The sequence below is a fragment of the Streptococcus sp. AS14 genome (assembly GCF_000286495.1).
GTDB lineage: Bacteria > Bacillota > Bacilli > Lactobacillales > Streptococcaceae > Streptococcus > Streptococcus sanguinis_P.
This window is the reverse complement of sequence record NZ_ALKI01000019.1, coordinates 41,161-59,712: the sequence shown is the minus strand read 5'-3', so window position 1 is coordinate 59,712 and position 18,552 is coordinate 41,161. Positions and strand designations below refer to the sequence as shown.

Sequence of the window (18,552 nt, the reverse complement as noted above, 5' to 3'; positions counted from 1 at the left end):
TTTTCCGACTTTTTTCAACCCTTTTTCTAAACAAAATATCTCAAAGAATCTAAAATTTAAAAATGGATGATGGTTTCGTCCTTTCCAATATCCCTAAACCCGTTCCATATAGAGGAGCGCTAAGGTAAATTAGACTTCAAAAAAGCTGGGAAACATTATGAATCCCAGCATCTTCTTTATTTTCCAAATACATCTGTATAAAGCATAGCATCAGCCAACTGCTCGGCGTCCCCTCCCAGCTGACGAACCAGCTCATAGGCGAAAGCTAAGGCAGTCGATGGACCACGGCTAGTAATCAGCTTCCCATCAACAAGAACTGTTTCTTTACGGTAAGTTCCATTTTTAATATTGTCTTGCGCACCATCATAGCAAGTGAAATACTTACCAGTCAAGATACCTGCACGGTCAAGAGCAATGGGAGCAGCACAGATGGCAGCGATGAATTTGTCCGCCTGCTGAAAATCCTGCAAAAGCTGCATCAGGCGGTCATCATCACGGAGATTAGCCGATCCTGGCATCCCCCCTGGCAAGATGACCATATCGTAGTCATCCAGTCTGCCCTTCCAGACCTGATCCGCTTGAACAGTGATGGCGTGAGAGCCAGTCACTGATTCATAAAAACCAATCATATCACAGACAAGACCTGCACGGCGCAAGACATCCACAACTGTCAAGGCCTCGATTTCTTCAAAACCGGGAGCTAAGAGTAAAGCTGCTTTTTTCATGAAAATATCCTTTCTGAGATGAGCCAGTCACAAAATCGCATCTGATTTGTGATTCAAAAATTTGCTATCTGTTTATTTTAATTTCTTCAGTACGACTTTTTTTCGGACTGCAGGAATTCGCTCCTTCTTTTCATCCGTCAGGCTGTTCTGATAGGATACGGACAGCAGGAGACCAACACCGATAAGATTACTGATGATGGAAGAACCACCCTGTGAGATAAAGGGCAGCGGAATCCCTGTCAGAGGCAGAATTCCTGTCACCGCTCCAATATTTTCAAAGATATGGAAGAGCAGCATCATGATAAAGCCAGTTGAGATGTAGGTATAAAACTGATTGTTGGATTTAATCGTAATCTTGAGCATGCGATAAATCAGCAGTAAATAGAGCATGATAACCAAGGTTGAACCTAAGAAACCAAAATCTTCTGCAATAACGGTGAAAATCATATCGCTTTCCCGAACAGGCACCAAGAGATTGGAAACATTAAAGCCTTGGCCAGTCAGACCACCACTTCCGACAGCGATTTGTCCCTGTGCTTGCTGGAAAGTGGTCGTCTGAGCGTAATCAAAAGGATGAAGCCAAGCCAAAATCCGATTGATTTGGTAGGTCGGCATGCCTAGATTATGCAGAAAGGCACGACCGCCATCAGAAATAAAGATAAAGAGAAATCCTCCCAACAACAAGACTCCCGTCAGAAAGACCGGCAGGATAATCTTCCAAGAAACACCTGACAGTAGAACGATGCCACCGTATATAGCAACAAAAACCAGAGCCGTCCCCAAATCACTTTGGAGAGTTAACAGAACCAGAACAGGCACTGTGTAGAGCCCAAGCTTCAGAATCAGAAAAAAGTCTAAAGCCAAGGTTCGCTCATCCTGCTTGTGCTGCTGGAGAAAATGGACCACCAGCCGCGACAGCATGAGAATATATGAAATCTTCATGAACTCCGAGGGCTGAAAGAGGGTCACACCACGAATAGCAATCCAGTTTTTGGCACCAGTAGAGGCTACCAGAGATTCACTGTAAAAAATCAGTGGTAAGACCATGAGGCCAAGACCAAAAACATAGAGATAAGGCGTAATTTTCCAGAGAAACTTGGTGTTAAAAAACATGAGGATAAAGCTGAGCAGGAAGCCCACCGCAATCCAGGCAATCTGCTGACCAACCATGGGCCAGGCATTGTCAGGATAATCATGACTAACAGCAATGTAAATAGCCACAACTCCGATTGAAAGCAGCATCAAAACAGGCAAAATTAAACTATAATCAATCCGAGACTCAAACGTCCGTCTTTGATAGGGCATAGTCCCTCCTTTTTAGAAAAAATACTGGATAATCAAGCTAGAAACAGCGACACAAAACCAAGCAAAGGCACCAGTCAGCAAAGGCGCTGCTCCTGCTTGCTTAAACTGCTTAAAGGAAACCTTTGCGCCAATAGCTGCCAAGGCCATAGCCATAAGCCACTGAGAAATGAATTTTGTATAAGGGATGACAGCAGCCGGCAGAAATCCAAGACTGCTGATAAGTGAAGCTAGGACAAACCAAGCTATAAACCAAGGAAAAATCTGTTTCAAGTTTGTCTTTTGTGACGACTTCTTAGACTTGATATAGCGATAAGCTGCGAAGATCAAGCAGGCCGGTACAATCATCAGAGCCCGACTAAGCTTAACAATGGTCGCCAAGTCGCCAGCTGACGGGCTATATGTATAGCCTGCCGCCACTACTGACGAAGTATCATTGATGGCTGTTCCAGCCCAAGTCCCGAAAAATGCATCCGACATCTGCAGCAAATGCCCTAAAAAAGGGAAAATGAATACTGCTAAAATATTGAAAAAGAAAATAGTGGAGATAGACAGGGCGATTTCCTCTTCGTCAGCTTCCAAGATTGGTGAAGCAGCCGCTATGGCAGAGCCACCGCAGATGGCAGTTCCAAAACCAATTAAAATAGTCAAGACACGGTTCATCTTAAAGAAACGCCCAGCAAGATAGGCCGCTAGAAAGGCTATCAGAATTGTAATAAGACTGATACGAAGAGAAGAAATTCCCGTCTCAGAAACTCGACCTATGGACATGGAAAATCCCAAAAAGATGATGGAATACTGCAACAATTTCTTCCCCGAATAGCTGAGTCCTTCCTGAAAAGCAGCCGGCAGCTTCATGCTGTTGTTCAAAACAATCCCAAAGACAATAGCCAAAACACTAGAGCCTATCAAGGGAAGCAAGCCGCCTAAAAAGATAGAAACAGCCGCTATGACAAAGGACAACAGAATTCCTGGTAAATATTTTTTCACGAACACCCCTTCTTTCCTATGCCTCTCATTATAACAAATTTTGTTCCAAAAATCTGAATGAACCTAAAAAATCAGCCGATAAAACTCAGCTGATTTCAGATAGTTTCAGTCAAAAAAGTCTTGTAATTCCTGCATAATGGCTGCCTCTGGCAGAATATCCAAAGAAGCCAATTGTGACAGATGATGCTGAATCTGCTTGCCATAGCGTTTGCTAGAGATTCGATTGTCCAAAAGAATAACAGCTGACTTCTGATGTTCATTGCGCCGGGTCCGGCCAATGGCCTGTTTAAGACGTAAGATAGCAAGAGGCAGTTGATAATCATAAAAGGCATTCTTACCTTCCGCTTTCAAGCAGCTGTTAATCTTCTGCACGAAGAAATCCTTGGGATTATCAAATGGAATCCGAGTAATCAGCTGAATAATCTGGTCTTGCTCAGCAAAATCCGCCCCCTCCCAGAAGCTGCCAGAGCCCAAAAGGATAGCTGCCTCTCCTCTATCAAAACGCCGCTTGATATTGCCAGCATCGCCATTTTTATATTGGGCCAAATGCGGCAGAGCCAGCAAGTCCGAAACAGCCAAAAGCAAATCTTTAGAGGTGAAGAGGACGACGATAGGCAGACCAAGTTCTGCCACTTTCTGCAGGCAAGCAACAATCTCTTGAGCAAAATCCTCAGTTGACAAATCCACTACTGCTGGAAAATTTTCATCTAAAAAGAGCTTCTGCAGTGGCTTCTTCTTGCTTTTCAGCTTATAAAAGTGATAACATTCAAAGCCTAGCAACTGCGCCAGATTAACCTTAGAGCTAATTTCCAGAGTAGACGAAACCAAGATAACCTTAGCATTTTCAGGCAGGAAGTCAGTGAAATGCAGCAATTCTGAACGGCCAGCATGCAGAGTCATCAAGCGATGGTCTGCCAAAGCTTCATCAACCAACCAATAATACTGGTATTTGCCACTGAACAAGTGCTGCAGCTCAGGCAATGCACTAGTTTTTAACTCGGACACATCCTGAAGCAGCCGGGCAATCTTTTCCGGACTTAGCTCAGACGTTTTCTTGCGATGCTTCTCTGCGGCATCAGCGAGCTCAAACTGAATGCTTTGCAAAAGCCGTTGCTGCAGAAGCTCCCCTTCTTCCTGAAGGAGATGATTTATCTGCTGCAGCGTTTTAGTTAGATTTATACTGGACTGAGAGAAGCTTTCCAAGGCAAAAAACATCTTCTGAGCTTCATCAACTACCAGAATACGATTGTCCAGCAAAGACTGGTCATCCTCTAAACGCGTCAGCAGGTAAGCATGATTGGTAATCACGACTCGACTGGTAGCTGACTTGACCTGTCCCAACCGCCAAAAATCTTCCTCATAAAAAAGAGAATGTTTGCTTAGCTTACCGTCATGACGGATTTCATTGAAGTAGCTTGAGAAGCGATGAGCCTGCCCGATTTCATTCAAATCACCTGTTTTAGTTTCTGTCAGCCAAACCAAGAGTTGCAGCTTGCAGCGATTAACCAAACGGTTGTCATATTCCCTATCCAATGTCCGATAGAAATAGTCCAGTTTGAGATAATTCTCCGGACTCTTGAGACTGTGAAAGGAAATACCAAATACTTCCTCCAACAATCGCCCTTCCTTTTGCAGCAGCTGGTCCTGCAAGATCTTAGTCGGAACCGTCACTAGTACTTTTTCTTTACCTCTAGACAGTATAGGCAGCAAGTAGCCAAAGGTCTTACCCAAACCTGTCTGCGCCTCTAAAAAACTAGGCTCCTGCTGGTTCAGAGCTTCCTCCATAAAGCAAGCAAACTTGAGCTGTTCTGGCCGCTCTTCTAAGCCCATCAAGTATAGATTGGTCAGGAAATCCTGCGACAGTTTCTTTTCCGAAGTCAGCTTTTGGGGACGTCGCAAGAAAATACCATGGCAGGATTGCAGTTCCTTATCTTGCTGATCCGGCATTGTCTGATAAACTTCCTCGATAGCCAAACGAGACTCATAGATAATGCTGTCCGCCAAAGTTAGCATTTTCTCAACCAAGGCCTTGGGTAGGCTCTTGATTTTGTCTTGTATTTTTAAAAATAGCTGAGCCGTTGCTTGAGCATCTGCCAGAGCAGTATGGGCGTTTTCCAAAGAAATATCCAGCAGATCGCAGAGATTGCCCAAGGAATATTTATCAAAGGTCGGGTAAAAGACCTGAGCCAACTCCACCGTGTCCACACGCGGTGTCAGCAAGTCAAACCCTTCCCAGAAAAGGGCCTCTGCTAGTAGATTAGCGTCAAACTTGACATTATGAGCAACAAAAATCGCATCCTGAATCAGCTCATATACCTCCGCTGCTACCTGAGAAAACTCCGGGGCTCGGCCAAGCCGCTCATCATCCAAACCTGTCAGCTCTTTGATATGCTCATCCAGTTCCTCATGAGGATTGACATCTGTTTCATAAGTCTTGGTAATGCTTCCATTCTCAATCAGAACAATGCCAATCTGGATAATCTTTGCACCGCTGCCCGTTCCTGTAGCCTCCAAGTCCACAACAGCATACTTATAATCATTTTGTGTCATACTGCTATGATTATATCATAAAAGCCATTCAGAGACATCTGAAAATTTTCAGTCCTAGCCTAGAAAGCAATTCTGTGCAAAAAATTCTCTTTTCTGTTACACTCAATAGCAGAATACATTTTCCGAGGAAATCAAATGAAGATTCATAAAATTATCAACCTTATTGCTTTTGAAAATACCTATATCTTAGAAAATAATCAGGGTCTCCTAGTCGTCGATCCTGGCAGTGACTGGAAAAAGATTGAACGCAAGCTGGAGGAACTCGCCAAACCTGTGATTGCTGTACTCTTGACCCATACCCATTATGACCACATTATGAGTTTAGAAAAGGTTCGGGAGCACTATGCTGCCCCACCTGTCTATGTGGCTGAGAGTGAAAGCAGCTGGCTCTACACACCGACAGATAACCTATCTGGTCTGGCGCGCCATGCTGATCTGGATGATATTATCTGTCGACCAGCAGAAGAGTTTTTCTCCTACGAAACAGACTATGATCTTGGAGGCTTTCACTTCTATGTGCTTGCAACACCTGGCCACTCCATCGGAGGTGTCTCTCTAGTCTTTCCTAATGACTGCCTTGTTTTGACAGGTGATGCCCTCTTTCGGGAAAGCATCGGACGAACGGATCTGCCAACTGGAAACATGGAGCAATTGCTGACATCCATTCGCGAGAAACTTCTGGTCCTCCCCAAAGACTACGCTGTTTATCCTGGGCATGGTCATGATACCACTATTTCACACGAAAAAAACTTTAACCCATTTTTAGCTCAGTAATCATTTAAGCAATTACCTATAACAAAAACAGAGTTTGAAGAATTTCAAACTCTGTTTTTTTATGATTTGTTAAATCTTCAAGAAGCGTCTCATAGAGATGATAGATCCCAATGATCCGATAAGAATTCCCAACACAAAGAGTGCTGCTATCATAATCGGACTAAAGAGTTTTGGATCAATCATAGAAAGTCCTTGACCTACCAAGCTCTTATTCATAGTCTTGTAGGCTATACCATATGTCAAATACACTACAAGTGACGGAACTGTTGCTCCTAACAAGCCAATCCATGCTCCTTCAAACAGAAATGGTCCGCGGATATAGCTATTCTTGGCACCAACCAAGCGCATGATTTGAATCTCGCGACTTCGGGAAATAATGGTAATCCGAATAGTATTGGAAATGAGAAGGATAGCAATGAAAATCAGAAGCGCTGTCCCAATCAATCCCCATGTTTGGATGAAATTAGAAAACGCAAAGAGATTTTTGGTATTGGTACCACCATTTTGAACCTCAGAAACACCATCAATCTTACGAGCATCTTTTGTAACAGATTCTACATACTTAGGTGCCTTGGTCTCAACAATATAAGCATCGTAAAGAGGATTATTTTCTTCATCAAAAACATCCCACTCACTACCCATGGTCTCTGTTAGCTTATTATACTGCTCTTGCTTGCTAGAAAAAGTAACCTTCTCTACATTTTTCATAGAAGTCAGAGCATCATAAACCTTGTGGTAGTCCTCATTCTGAACTGTTTGACCTTCTTTTACAATCGTTTCGCTATTATCGAAAACATCCTTACGCATGTATACCATGACGCGGACATTATTGGAAATATCATTTGCCAGCTTAGCTGTATTTAAAATTACTGAAGCAAAAACAGCCACTAAGCTCAAGGTAATCATAACCGAGCTGACAGCCGCTACAGTCATCCAGCCATTCCGCGTAAGACTCTTAAGCGACTCAATCAAATGACGAAAAAATCTTCTAATCATCGTATCCGTATTCTCCTTCCGCTTCATCACGTACCACACGGCCATTTTCAATAGCAATAACGCGGTGACGCAGAGTATTTACAATCTGGCTGTTGTGGGTTGCCATCAGGACAGTTGTTCCCTGAAGGTTAATCCGCTCCAGCAGGTTCATAATCTCCCAAGAATTATCTGGGTCCAAGTTTCCTGTCGGCTCATCCGCAATCAGGACTTTAGGGTTGTTAGCAATCGCACGCGCAATGGCAATCCGCTGTTGCTCACCACCGGAAAGCTCATTAGGGAATGAGCGGACCTTATGCTTAAGGCCAACCAGGTCCAGCACTTCCATAACCCGCTTTTTAATATTGCGGCGGCGCTCACCGATAACTTCCATGGCGTAGGCAATATTCTCATACACTGTCTTTTTAGGAAGAAGTTTGTAGTCTTGGAATACGACTCCAACCTGACGGCGCAGCATTGGAACATCGCGCTTTTTAATCCTAGCTAAGTCAAAATCAGCTACTTTCAGACTTCCCTTATCCAGCTTTATCTCCCTGTAAAGCAAACGAATAAAGGTTGACTTTCCTGCTCCTGAAGGGCCAACAATATAGGCAAACTCCCCAGGTTCTACATTAATAGACACACTACGCAGAGCAGTGGTCCCGTTGCCATACTTCTTGACAACATCTTTCATTTCAATTATTGACATCTATTGAAATTTCCTTTCAATCTAATTCTAATCTCTTACATTTCCTAGTTCAAACGCCATTTCAAATAAGCGTCGATGAAACCATCCAAATCTCCGTCCATAACCTTGTCCACCTGTGCTACTTCGTAACTGGTCCGATGGTCTTTGACCATGGTATAAGGCGTAAAGACATAGGAGCGGATTTGGCTGCCCCAGGAAATTTCCTTCTTATCTCCCTTGAGTGAATTGACTTCGGCTGCTTGTTTCTCTTGCTCTAGCTGATAAAGCTTGGCCTGCAGCATCTTCATCGCCCGATCACGGTTTCCATACTGGGTCCGGTCAACCGTAGACTGCACCACAATTCCTGTAGGAATATGGGTCAGCCGCACACCAGTAGAAACTTTATTGACGTTCTGCCCGCCGGCTCCTCCCGAGCGGAAAGTGTCCATCTTAATATCGTCATCGCGAATTTCCACCTCAATGGTGTCATCCAGCTCTGGCATGACCTCTACTGAGGTAAAGGAAGTATGGCGACGTTTAGCTGAGTCAAATGGTGAAATCCGAACCAAACGGTGGACTCCCATTTCTGACTTGAGCAGACCATAAGCGTGCGGACCTTCAAATGAAAGAGTCACTGACTTGATGCCTGCTTCATCACCAGCTTGATAGTCCAAGACCTCAACTTTGAAGCCCTTGGCATTGCCAAAGCGCGTATACATACGCAGCAGCATATCTCCCCAATCCTGGGCCTCTGTACCACCAGAACCTGGGTGGATTTCAAGGATAGCATTGTTATTGTCGTAAGGCTCAGATAGGAGTAGGGTCATTTCATAGCTGGTCATCATTTTCTCGAGTTCGTCCAGCTTTTCTTCCAACTCTCCCTGAACCGACTCATCTTCAGCCAGAAAATCAAGCAAGATTTCCGATTCATCAAAAAGCTCGGTCATCTGATGGAAATTTTCATAGGTTTGCTTGAGTTCATTCAGCTCTTGAGATGTCTTCTGGGCTGCAATGTTGTCATCCCAAAAGTCGGGTTCTGTCATCTTATTTTCTAAGATGGCAATTTCTTCTTCCAGACCTTCTAAGTCAAAGAGACCCCCTGAAAGAAGCTAATTTTTCACGATTTGCGTCAATCTTTTGACGAATTTCTGAAATGTCCATAAATACCTCTTTTCACATATCGTTTAATTATAACATAAATTAAACAGTTTGCCTAATCTCACATTCAGCAGCTTACATTTTATCGGATTTTCCCTAGCTAGGCAAGACAAGCGACTCCTTGTCACCTAATTGTTAGAAAAGTAATATAATGACATGGGGTTGGAAGAATTATTTCAAACCTTCCTAGACTTCATTCATGGATAAACGAAATACAAAATTACAATAATTTATGATGTGTTCAGATAAAAGGGAGACTCTCCATAGGTGCTTAAGCATTTTCAAGTTTTGAAAAATATGCTAGACTAAAATCATGACAAGAATCGGATTTATGAGCGACCTCCATCTGGACTCCAATCAGTTTGGGGATTTTGAGCTGCAAGCTCTTCTCCAGCTTTTAAAAGAGGAAAGGATTGACCACCTACACATCGCTGGAGACCTGTCCAACGACCTGACCAAGATTAGTTTGCCCTTTATTGAAACTTTGAAGCAAGAGATTCCCCTTTCTTTTAATCTAGGAAATCACGATATGCTGGGACTTTCTGAGCAAGAAATTTCAAACCATGATTTTCAGGTTCAGCAGTTCGGCCAGACCAAGCTCGTCAGCTTTTCTGGCTGGTATGACTACAGCTTTTTTCCAGAAAAAAGCAAGGAAGAGCATCTGAGAACCAAGACAAATTTCTGGTTTGACCGCAGATTGGAGCGTCAACTCGACGACCCCAGTATTACGGCTCAGACACTGCAAGAGTTAGAAAAATTGCTGGCGACTTTAGATGGTCCCATTATTGTTGCTCTGCATTTTGTCCCCCATCAAGACTTTCTATACGACCATCCCTATTTCCAGCGCTTCAACGCCTTCCTAGGAAGCCAAGCTTTTCATCGGCTCTTTGTCAAATACAAGGTGAAAGAGGTGGTTTTTGGTCATCTCCATCACCGCCATCAAAGCCGTGTTATCGAAGGGGTCCGCTACCATATGCGTCCTCTGGGCTACATTCGTGAATGGGAACTGACTCGGAACTTTTTTAATGACTTTCCTCAGTATAAGATCCCCCAGATGTACCGCCTGCATAAGCGTTATAATGCTGTTAAAGATTTAGTCGAATTTCGAGACTATAAGAAAAAACACCTGGCAGCTGAACTGCGAGATGCTTTAACGGTGATTGAAGTTCAGTAACGGAAATGTTGAATAGCAGTTCTCAGCTCATCTGAGAGCTGCTTTTTGCTGTCCAACTGTACATAGACTTCTAATAAACAGGAGCGAAAATTGGAAAAAGCAATGAAGTCCTGGTTGCTATAAAAAAAGCCATCCGAAGATGACTTTTTGCTGTTAAATAGCATTCTTGTCCATACCTAATTTACGTTGGATGAACTTAACAATTTCAACAATGACAATCATGGCAAAGCTACCAATCAGAACAACTGTCCATTGTGACAAGTCCAGCTTGGTTACATGGAAAATCTTTTCCAATGGATCAATTACAATAGTTGAAATCAATAGGATGAAAGAAACCAGAATAGACCAGTTAAAGGTCTTAGACTTGAATGGACCAACTGTAAAGATAGATTGGTAAACAGATTTTACATTATAAGCATGGAAGAGCTGGATGAGGCCAAGCGTTGCAAAGGCCATTGTGAGAGCGTCCGCATGGATAGCCTTGATATCACCGGCATGGACGGGATTAGAGATAGCATAACCATAAACTGCCAGAACCAAAGCCCCTTGCAGGACACCTTGGTAGATGATAGAGCTCAGAACTCCGCCTGAGAAGAAGCTAGACTTACGGCCACGAGGTTTATGACTCATTACGCCAGGCTCAGCAGGCTCAACTCCCAGAGCAATAGCTGGGAAGGTATCTGTTACTAGGTTAATCCAAAGCAGATGAACTGGCTGCAGCACATCCCAGCCAAAGAGGGTTGCCAAGAAAATAGTCAGCACCTCAGCTGTATTAGCTGAAAGGAGATACTGGATAGTCTTTTGAATATTAGAGAAGACCTTACGTCCTTCTTCCACGGCTACAATGATGGTCGCAAAGTTATCATCTGCCAGAATCATGTCAGAGGCACCCTTAGATACTTCTGTACCGGTAATGCCCATACCGATACCGATATCAGCTGTCTTCAGAGCTGGTGCATCATTGACACCATCACCTGTCATGGCTACGACCTTGCCTTGGTTTTGCCAAGCTTTGACAATCCGTACCTTGTGCTCAGGCGAAACTCGGGCATAGACAGAGTATTGGCCAACAACCTTTTCGAATTCTGCATCAGAAAGCTCATTGAGCTCTGCACCAGTCAGGACATGGTCTTCAGTATCTCCCTCTTCGATGATACCCAAGCGCTTAGCGATAGCTTCAGCTGTATCCTGATGGTCACCAGTAATCATAATCGGACGAATACCTGCTTCCTTGGCTACACGAACAGCTTCTGCTGCTTCTGCACGTTCTGGGTCAATCATACCGATTAAACCAGTAAAGATTAAATCATTTTCTAGATTTTCAGATGTCAGGTCAGTCGGAACTGCATCAATAATCTTGTAAGCACCAGCCAGCACGCGCAGAGCTTGGTGAGCCATCTCTGAGTTGTTAGACTTAATCAGCTGTGAAGTAGCATCATCAATCGCTGCAACATCTCCAGCCTTATCACGGGCAACACAGCGTTTCAATAGTTGATCTGGTGCTCCCTTGACTGCCACTAAGAATTTCCCATCTGGCAATGGATGGACAGTAGACATGAGCTTACGATCTGAATCAAAGGGCAGCTCAGCTACTCGAGGATATTTCTCTAAAAAGGCCTTCACATCGTAGCCCTTGTCCAAAGCATACTGGATAAAGGCTGTTTCCGTTGGGTCACCAATCAGTTTTCCTTCTTGGTCAATCTTAGTATCATTGGCTAAGACAACCGAACGTAAGAGTGGCAGTTCCAAGCCAAGTTCAATATCTTGTCCAGCTTCATTCAGGACTCCGTCATAAAAGACTTTTTCGACCGTCATCTTATTCATGGTCAGGGTACCAGTCTTATCTGAAGCGATAATCTCAGTTGATCCCAAAGTCTCAACAGCTGGAAGCTTACGGACAATTGAATTCCGCTTAGCCAAAACCTGAGTTCCCAAAGCCAGCACGATGGTAACGATAGCAGGCAGACCTTCTGGAATAGCCGCAACTGCCAAAGCTACAGAGGTCATGAGTTCATCCAGTGGATTTTTCCCTTGAATGAAGACACCGACTACAAAAGTCACTGCAGCAATCACCAAGATAGCATAAGTCAGAACCTTAGACAGACTATTAAGATTTTGCTTGAGCGGTGTGTCCGTTTCATCCGCATCCTGCAACATACCTGCGATATGGCCGACTTCCGTATACATCCCTGTATTAACAACCAATCCAACCCCTCGACCATAGGTCACATTTGAGTTTTGGAAGGCCATATTCACACGGTCACCAATACCAGCATCTGCAGCCACCTCAACAGTCAAATCTTTCTCAACCGGAACAGACTCACCTGTCAGAGCCGCTTCTTCGATTTTCAGTGAATTAGCTTCCAAAAGCCGCATATCTGCTGGAACAACGTCACCGGCTTCCAATCTAACGATATCACCAGGCACCAAGTCCTTAGAATCTACTTCTGTGACATGGCCATCACGCAGGACACGCGCAGCCGGGCTGGACATCGATTTGAGAGCCGCAATCGCTTCTTCAGCCTTGCCCTCCTGATAGACACCGAAGATGGCATTGATGATTACTACAGCTAAGATGATTAAAGCATCTGCGATGTCTTCACCACCTGATGTGACAACAGACAAGACAGCTGCTACCAACAAGATGATAATCATTAAATCCTTGAACTGCTCCAAAAACTTCATTAAGAGAGATTTTTTCTCCCCTTCATCCAGTTCATTGCGGCCATAATCAGCTAAACGCTTGGCAGCTTCTTGACTGGACAAACCTTGCTCTGAAGCGTCCAAAGTTTTGAAAATTTCCTCAGGACTCTGGGTGTAAAAAGCTTGGCGCTTTTGTTCTTTTGACAATGTATTCCTCCTCTTGGCCTCTTTTATTTCTGAACTTTTCTGACCACTAGGACTCATCATCTCGAGCCGCATCCGTCATATCCAAAAAGTCAGAAACAAAAAAGAGACCTGTTTATTAACAAGTCTCGCTATTTCATACAAGGCCGGAAATTTCTTTCGTATTGACGACCTTGTAACGGTTATTCCGTTAGCTACTCCCTTGAGTTAGAAACTATTATACCAAATTTTCAAGCTTTTGCAAGGGGAAACATTATGATTTTCAAGAGATTTCTCAGAGAATTGCAGCTAACCCCAGCTAATCTCCATTTCATAGCTGGCAAAAATCTGCTCTCCGTCAACAGTTTTCAGCTGATAATGAAGTTGCAGAACCTGCTTGGTAAAATCAACCTTATAAAAAGGAGTATCGGTCACAAACTGCTGCAAGCCCACAGGTGTATGGATACCAACCAGCGCCTGCCCTTGACTGATGAAGCGCATGATGGACTTAGGTTCAGAAAAGCGCGTCATAACCAACTCTTTATCGTGGAACTTCAGAACTACTTTCTCTCCTTCTTCATTCTTATATAGCAGATAATGATAGTCTCCTTTTTGCGTCCAGTCCGTATCGTAGACCTGATCGATTAGCTCGGTATGCCCGTCCAGCTGGATGTGATTTTTTATTCTAATTTGCATCTTCATCTCGTTTCTCTTTTTCTTTCCCTATTTTATCAAAAAAAGAACAAAATTGCTCTTCTTTCAGTTGCAGCTTTGATTTTTTTCCTACTCTGATTTGTGGTATAATGATAACATGATTGAAAAAGTATTTCGGGACCCGGTTCATAATTATGTTCATGTGGACCATCAGGTTATCTATGATTTAATCAATACTAAAGAATTTCAACGGCTGCGCCGCATCAAACAGCTGGGTACCTCCGGCTATACTTTCCACGGCGGGGAGCACAGCCGTTTTTCGCATTGTCTGGGAGCTTACGAGATTGCCCGGCGCATCACCAAGATTTTTAATGAAAAATACCAAGCCAACTGGGACAGCCATGAAAGTCTGCTGACCATGACAGCTGCTCTCCTGCATGACTTGGGACACGGAGCTTATTCACATACTTTCGAGCGCCTTTTTGATACCAATCACGAGGATATTACGCGGCAAATCATCACCAGCCCAGAGACAGAGATTCATCAGGTACTGGTTCAGGTTTCACCAGATTTCCCAGAAAAGGTAGCTAGCGTCATCAACCATACCTATCCCAATAAGCAGGTGGTTCAGCTGATTTCCAGCCAAATTGATGTGGATCGAATGGACTATCTCTTACGAGACTCCTTTTTCACCGGCGCTTCCTATGGACAATTTGACTTAACCAGAATTTTACGAGTGATTTGTCCTGTAGAGAACGGCATCGCCTTCAAGCGCAATGGCATGCATGCGGTAGAGGACTATGTAGTCAGCCGCTACCAGATGTACATGCAGGTCTATTTCCACCCGGCCAGCCGTGCTATGGAAGTTCTGCTGCAAAATCTGCTCAAGCGGGCCAAGTATCTCTATCCGGCTCAGAAAGATTATTTTGCGCTGTCATCGCCCAATCTCATTCCATTCTTTGAAAACAGAGTGACCCTGCAGGATTATCTGGCCTTGGATGATGGTGTTATGAATACCTATTTCCAAGTCTGGATGACTAGTCCAGACAAGATTTTATCTGACCTGGCTCAGCGTTTTATCAACCGCAAGGTCTTTAAGTCTATCGTCTTCTCTCAGGAAAACGAAGCGCATTTGGATATCATGCGAGACCTAGTTGGACAGGTTGGTTTCGACCCTGATTACTATACTGCTATCCATCGTAATTTTGATTTACCTTATGATTTCTACCGGCCTGACGTTGAAAAACCCCGGACCCAGATTGAAATTCTGCAAAAAGATGGCAGCCTAGCAGAACTGTCCAGCCTATCTCCTATCGTTCATTCGCTAGCCGGGACCAGACAAGGCGATAATCGCTTCTACTTCCCCAAGGAAATGCTAGCAGAGACCGGACTTTTCAGCGAAAAAAACCAGACCTTTATGCACTATATCAAAAACGACCAATTTACCTACGGAGAATAATATGTCTATCAAATTAGTTGCCGTCGACATTGACGGTACCCTTTTAAATAACCAAAAAGAAATCACTCCTGAAGTCTTCAGCGCTGTTCAGGATGCCAAAGCTGCTGGTATCAAAATCGTTATTGCAACCGGCCGTCCTATTGCTGGTGTTCAAAAGCTTCTCGAGGAGCTAGATCTTAATCAGCCAGGCAACTATGTCGTTACCTTCAACGGCGGACTGGTGCAGGATACTGTCACAGGTCAAGAATTAATCAAAGAAACACTGACCTATGACGACTATCTGGATATCGAACTGCTCGGGCGAAAATTAGGTGTCCACATGCATGCCATCACCAAGGACGGCATTTATACAGCCAATCGCAACATCGGCAAGTACACTGTTTACGAGTCCAATCTGGTCAGCATGCCTATCTTCTACCGCACACCTGAAGAAATGACCAATAAAGAAATCGTCAAGTGCATGTATATTGATGAGCCGGAAATTTTGGATGCGGCCATTGCTAAGCTGCCACCGGAATTAGCTGAAAAATATACACTGGTTAAATCAGCTCCTTTCTATCTGGAAATTGTCAAAAAGACTGTCAATAAAGGGGCTGCTATCCTTCATCTGGCTGAAAAACTTGGCTTAAGCAAGGAGCAGACTATGGCTATCGGTGATGAAGAAAACGACCGCGCCATGCTGGAAGCTGTTGGCTCTCCTGTTGTCATGGAAAACGGCAAGGAAGAACTCAAGAAAATCGCCAAATATATCACCAAATCAAACGACGAATCCGGCGTAGCACACGCTATTAGAGAGTGGGTATTAAACTAATGTTTAGATACAAAATTGGAATTTCAGCTCAGGAACACGACGATTTTGTCACGGCTCATCCGCAGGCCAACCTCCTTCAGAGTTCAGCCTGGGCTCAGATCAAGGATAACTGGGCCAATGAGCGCTTAGGCTTCTATAAAGATGACCACTTGGTTGCTGCAGCTAGTGTCCTGATCAAACCCCTGCCTCTTGGGATGACCATGCTTTATATTCCGCGCGGTCCCATCATGGACTATGGTGACAAGGAGCTGCTGACCTTTGTTTTGGCGTCGCTCAAGAAATTTGCCAAGGAGAAAAAAGCGCTCTTTATCAAGTTTGACCCTAGCCTCTTTCTGGCAGAAAGCAAGATGGGTGCTGAATTGCAAGATAATACAAAGACTGTTGAGCTGATTCAACAGTTGCAGCAAGCTGGAGCTGTCTGGGTCGGACGGACTGAGTCTCTAGATGAAACCATCCAGCCTCGCTTGCAGGCCAATATCCATAAAGAAGATTTCAGCGAGGAGCTGCTTTCTAAGAGTACCCGCCAGGCTATTCGTACAGCCCGTAACAAAGGCATTCAAATCCAATTTGGCGGAGCAGAATTACTAGATGACTTTTCAGCCATGATGAAGAAAACAGAAAATAGAAAAAACATCCACCTACGCGGCAAAGACTATTATCAAAAACTCTTGGATACTTATCCTGAGCACTCCTACATCACATTATCCAGCATTGATCTAAAGGCACGATTGGAAGACTTGCAGACTCAGCTGACCAAGACACTCAAGGAAGCAGAGAAATTTACCGAGAAAACCAAGCCTGGCAAGATTGAGAATAACCAGCAAGAACAGAAACGCCTCCAAGAAGAGATTGATTTTTTGCAGGACAAAATCAGTCAAGGTGCTACTGTCGTTCCCCTGTCTGGCACACTGGTCTTGGAATACGGCAAAACCTCTGAAAATATCTATGCCGGAATGGACGAGGAATACCGCCGTTACCAGCCAGCCATTATCACTTGGTACGAAACGGCCAAACATGCTTTTGAGCGTGGAGCGGATTGGCAAAATATGGGCGGAATCGAAAACGATCTCAAGGGTGGTCTCTATAGCTTTAAATCCAAGTTCAATCCGACCATTGAGGAATTCGCTGGTGAGTTCAACCTGCCAACTAATCCCCTCTACCACCTCTCTAATCTGGCCTACACACTCAGAAAGAAACTGCGCAGCAAGCATTAACAGAAAGGAAGCCTATGACCTTTAAACTTCTCAGCCAAGAAGAATTCATCCAGCATACCTCAGCTAGCTCCCAACGCTCTTTCATGCAGACCGTAGAAATGGCAGAGCTGCTGAGCAAGCGTGGCTTCAGTACCCAGTATGTTGGCTACACTGACCCACAGGGACAGGTAGTGGTGTCTGCTGTCCTCTACAGTATGCCGATGACTGGCGGCCTCCATATGGAAATCAACTGCGGCCCTGTCTCTACCGATGCTCAATACTTGACTCCCTTCTATCAATCTTTGCAGGCTTACGCTAAAAAAGAAGGCGCTCTAGAGCTCATCATCAAGCCCTACGAGACTTATCAGACCTTTGACAGCAATGGCCAGCCCACATCTGATGAAAAAGTCGAGCTTATCCAGCAACTGACTGACTTGGGCTTTGACTTTGACGGTTTACAGACGGGCTATCCAGGCGGGGAGCCTGATTGGCATTATGTCAAAGACTTAGCTGGTCTGACGGAGAAAGACCTGCTCAAATCCTTCAGTAAAAATGGTAAGGCGACTGTCAAAAAGGCGAATACCTTTGGTATCAAGCTAAAAAGGCTGGAACGTGACCAACTCAGCATTTTCAAAGACATCACAGCTGCTACTTCTGACCGGCGGGAATATGATGACAAGCCACTAGACTACTATCAAGATTTTTATGATAGCTTTGGTCAGCAGGCGGACTTTATGACAGCCAGTCTCAACTTCAAGGACTATCTTAAGAACTTACAAAAAGACCAAGAGAAACTGGGCCAAAAAATCCAGAAACTGCAGGCTGACTTGGAAAAAAATCCTCAATCTGAAAAGAAGCAAAATCAGCTGCGAGAGCTTTCCAGCCAGTTTGACAGCTTTGAAACCCGCAAAACTGAAGCCCAAGAACTAATTGATAAGTACGGCGACCAAGACCAAATCCTGGCTGCCAGCCTCTTTATCTATACCCCCCAGGAAGCAACCTATCTCTTCAGCGGCTCCTATCCTGAGTTTAATAAATTCTACGCTCCAGCCCTGCTGCAGGAATACGTTATGACCGAAAGCATCAAGAGAGGCATTCCATTTTATAATTTCCTCGGCATTATGGGAATTTTCGACGGTTCTGACGGTGTTCTGCGCTTCAAGCAGAACTTCAACGGCTTCATCATCCGAAAAATGGGAACTTTCCGCTACTACCCTAACCCTCTCAAGTTTAAGCTGCTTCAGCTCATAAAGAAAATTCTAAGACGTTAAAAAAC

At 44.2% G+C, this 18,552-nt stretch carries 15 protein-coding genes; 6 read left to right on the top strand and 9 right to left on the bottom strand.

The window, feature by feature from the left end; all coding sequences use genetic code 11:
• Positions 1-176 precede the first annotated feature (176 nt).
• From HMPREF1150_RS00125 to HMPREF1150_RS00140, 4 genes are all read right to left on the bottom strand, one after another.
• The gene (locus HMPREF1150_RS00125) at positions 177-725 is read right to left on the bottom strand and encodes a DJ-1 family glyoxalase III (protein WP_009660552.1); all 549 of its coding nucleotides are present in this window, start codon (positions 723-725) and stop codon (positions 177-179) included.
• 72 nt (positions 726-797) lie between these two features.
• Positions 798-2,030: an FtsW/RodA/SpoVE family cell cycle protein gene (locus HMPREF1150_RS00130; RefSeq protein ID WP_002895877.1), complete on the bottom strand. Its 1,233-nt coding sequence runs from the start codon at positions 2,028-2,030 to the stop codon at positions 798-800.
• A gap of 12 nt (positions 2,031-2,042) precedes the next feature.
• Positions 2,043-3,023 carry a YeiH family protein gene (locus HMPREF1150_RS00135; protein ID WP_002912169.1) on the bottom strand — a complete coding sequence of 327 codons (981 nt, stop codon included), beginning with the start codon at positions 3,021-3,023 and terminating at the stop codon, positions 2,043-2,045.
• A 99-nt stretch (positions 3,024-3,122) separates the two neighbouring features.
• Positions 3,123-5,567 (bottom strand): bifunctional DnaQ family exonuclease/ATP-dependent helicase, encoded by a 2,445-nt coding sequence (locus tag HMPREF1150_RS00140; protein ID WP_002912168.1) that lies wholly within the window; start codon positions 5,565-5,567, stop codon positions 3,123-3,125.
• A 135-nt stretch (positions 5,568-5,702) separates the two neighbouring features.
• Here HMPREF1150_RS00140 and HMPREF1150_RS00145 point away from each other — a divergent pair, with 135 nt between their 5' ends.
• Positions 5,703-6,341, top strand: a complete 639-nt coding sequence (locus HMPREF1150_RS00145; RefSeq protein WP_009660587.1) for an MBL fold metallo-hydrolase — start codon at positions 5,703-5,705, stop codon at positions 6,339-6,341.
• A gap of 69 nt (positions 6,342-6,410) precedes the next feature.
• Here the strand turns inward: HMPREF1150_RS00145 and ftsX are convergent, their stop codons facing one another.
• The 3 genes from ftsX to prfB all read right to left on the bottom strand — a co-directional run bounded on the left by ftsX (position 6,411) and on the right by prfB (position 9,162).
• Positions 6,411-7,337 (bottom strand): permease-like cell division protein FtsX, encoded by a 927-nt coding sequence (ftsX, locus tag HMPREF1150_RS00150; protein ID WP_009660576.1) that lies wholly within the window; start codon positions 7,335-7,337, stop codon positions 6,411-6,413.
• Positions 7,330-8,022, bottom strand: a complete 693-nt coding sequence (gene ftsE / locus HMPREF1150_RS00155) for a cell division ATP-binding protein FtsE (protein ID WP_009660571.1) — start codon at positions 8,020-8,022, stop codon at positions 7,330-7,332. The genes ftsX and ftsE overlap by 8 nt, the downstream gene beginning before the upstream one ends.
• A gap of 44 nt (positions 8,023-8,066) precedes the next feature.
• A protein-coding gene (gene prfB / locus HMPREF1150_RS00160) for a peptide chain release factor 2 (RefSeq protein WP_156788990.1) occupies positions 8,067-9,162 on the bottom strand; the annotation gives its coding sequence in 2 pieces (ribosomal slippage) (positions 8,067-9,089 and positions 9,091-9,162; 1,095 coding nt in all).
• Positions 9,163-9,472: 310 nt separating this feature from the next.
• Between prfB and HMPREF1150_RS00165 the strand changes: the two genes are divergently transcribed.
• Positions 9,473-10,333, top strand: coding sequence for a metallophosphoesterase (locus HMPREF1150_RS00165; RefSeq protein ID WP_032905833.1), 861 nt, complete (start codon positions 9,473-9,475; stop codon positions 10,331-10,333).
• A gap of 153 nt (positions 10,334-10,486) precedes the next feature.
• On the opposite strand, the gene HMPREF1150_RS00170 is transcribed toward HMPREF1150_RS00165, so the two are convergent.
• Both HMPREF1150_RS00170 and HMPREF1150_RS00175 read right to left on the bottom strand, forming a co-directional pair.
• Complete coding sequence (locus HMPREF1150_RS00170; protein WP_009660560.1) at positions 10,487-13,183, bottom strand: cation-translocating P-type ATPase; 2,697 nt, start codon at positions 13,181-13,183, stop codon at positions 10,487-10,489.
• 285 nt (positions 13,184-13,468) lie between these two features.
• The gene (locus tag HMPREF1150_RS00175; protein ID WP_032905849.1) at positions 13,469-13,855 is read right to left on the bottom strand and encodes a DUF1934 domain-containing protein; all 387 of its coding nucleotides are present in this window, start codon (positions 13,853-13,855) and stop codon (positions 13,469-13,471) included.
• Positions 13,856-13,970: 115 nt separating this feature from the next.
• Here HMPREF1150_RS00175 and HMPREF1150_RS00180 point away from each other — a divergent pair, with 115 nt between their 5' ends.
• From HMPREF1150_RS00180 to HMPREF1150_RS00195, 4 genes are read left to right on the top strand one after another with little or no spacing between them, the layout of a single operon-like run.
• Positions 13,971-15,272 (top strand): HD domain-containing protein, encoded by a 1,302-nt coding sequence (locus HMPREF1150_RS00180; protein WP_002910076.1) that lies wholly within the window; start codon positions 13,971-13,973, stop codon positions 15,270-15,272.
• 1 nt (position 15,273) lies between these two features.
• Positions 15,274-16,083: a sugar-phosphatase gene (yidA, locus tag HMPREF1150_RS00185; protein ID WP_009660541.1), complete on the top strand. Its 810-nt coding sequence runs from the start codon at positions 15,274-15,276 to the stop codon at positions 16,081-16,083.
• Positions 16,083-17,297, top strand: coding sequence for an aminoacyltransferase (locus HMPREF1150_RS00190; RefSeq protein ID WP_009660573.1), 1,215 nt, complete (start codon positions 16,083-16,085; stop codon positions 17,295-17,297). The genes yidA and HMPREF1150_RS00190 overlap by 1 nt, the downstream gene beginning before the upstream one ends.
• 14 nt (positions 17,298-17,311) lie before the next feature.
• The gene (locus HMPREF1150_RS00195) at positions 17,312-18,547 is read left to right on the top strand and encodes an aminoacyltransferase (RefSeq protein ID WP_009660578.1); all 1,236 of its coding nucleotides are present in this window, start codon (positions 17,312-17,314) and stop codon (positions 18,545-18,547) included.
• The last annotated feature ends 5 nt before the right edge of the window (positions 18,548-18,552 follow it).

What these genes read in the sequence shown, in the direction of transcription:
- HMPREF1150_RS00140 (WP_002912168.1), bottom strand. Translation starts at nt 5,567, where the DNA reads ATGACACAAAATGATTATAAGTATGCTGTTGTGGACTTGGAGGCTACA.
- HMPREF1150_RS00165 (WP_032905833.1), top strand. Translation starts at nt 9,473, where the DNA reads ATGACAAGAATCGGATTTATGAGCGACCTCCATCTGGACTCCAATCAG.
- HMPREF1150_RS00130 (WP_002895877.1), bottom strand. Translation starts at nt 2,030, where the DNA reads ATGCCCTATCAAAGACGGACGTTTGAGTCTCGGATTGATTATAGTTTA.
- HMPREF1150_RS00180 (WP_002910076.1), top strand. Translation starts at nt 13,971, where the DNA reads ATGATTGAAAAAGTATTTCGGGACCCGGTTCATAATTATGTTCATGTG.
- HMPREF1150_RS00190 (WP_009660573.1), top strand. Translation starts at nt 16,083, where the DNA reads ATGTTTAGATACAAAATTGGAATTTCAGCTCAGGAACACGACGATTTT.
- ftsE (WP_009660571.1), bottom strand. Translation starts at nt 8,022, where the DNA reads ATGTCAATAATTGAAATGAAAGATGTTGTCAAGAAGTATGGCAACGGG.
- yidA (WP_009660541.1), top strand. Translation starts at nt 15,274, where the DNA reads ATGTCTATCAAATTAGTTGCCGTCGACATTGACGGTACCCTTTTAAAT.
- ftsX (WP_009660576.1), bottom strand. Translation starts at nt 7,337, where the DNA reads ATGATTAGAAGATTTTTTCGTCATTTGATTGAGTCGCTTAAGAGTCTT.
- HMPREF1150_RS00145 (WP_009660587.1), top strand. Translation starts at nt 5,703, where the DNA reads ATGAAGATTCATAAAATTATCAACCTTATTGCTTTTGAAAATACCTAT.
- HMPREF1150_RS00175 (WP_032905849.1), bottom strand. Translation starts at nt 13,855, where the DNA reads ATGCAAATTAGAATAAAAAATCACATCCAGCTGGACGGGCATACCGAG.
- HMPREF1150_RS00195 (WP_009660578.1), top strand. Translation starts at nt 17,312, where the DNA reads ATGACCTTTAAACTTCTCAGCCAAGAAGAATTCATCCAGCATACCTCA.
- HMPREF1150_RS00125 (WP_009660552.1), bottom strand. Translation starts at nt 725, where the DNA reads ATGAAAAAAGCAGCTTTACTCTTAGCTCCCGGTTTTGAAGAAATCGAG.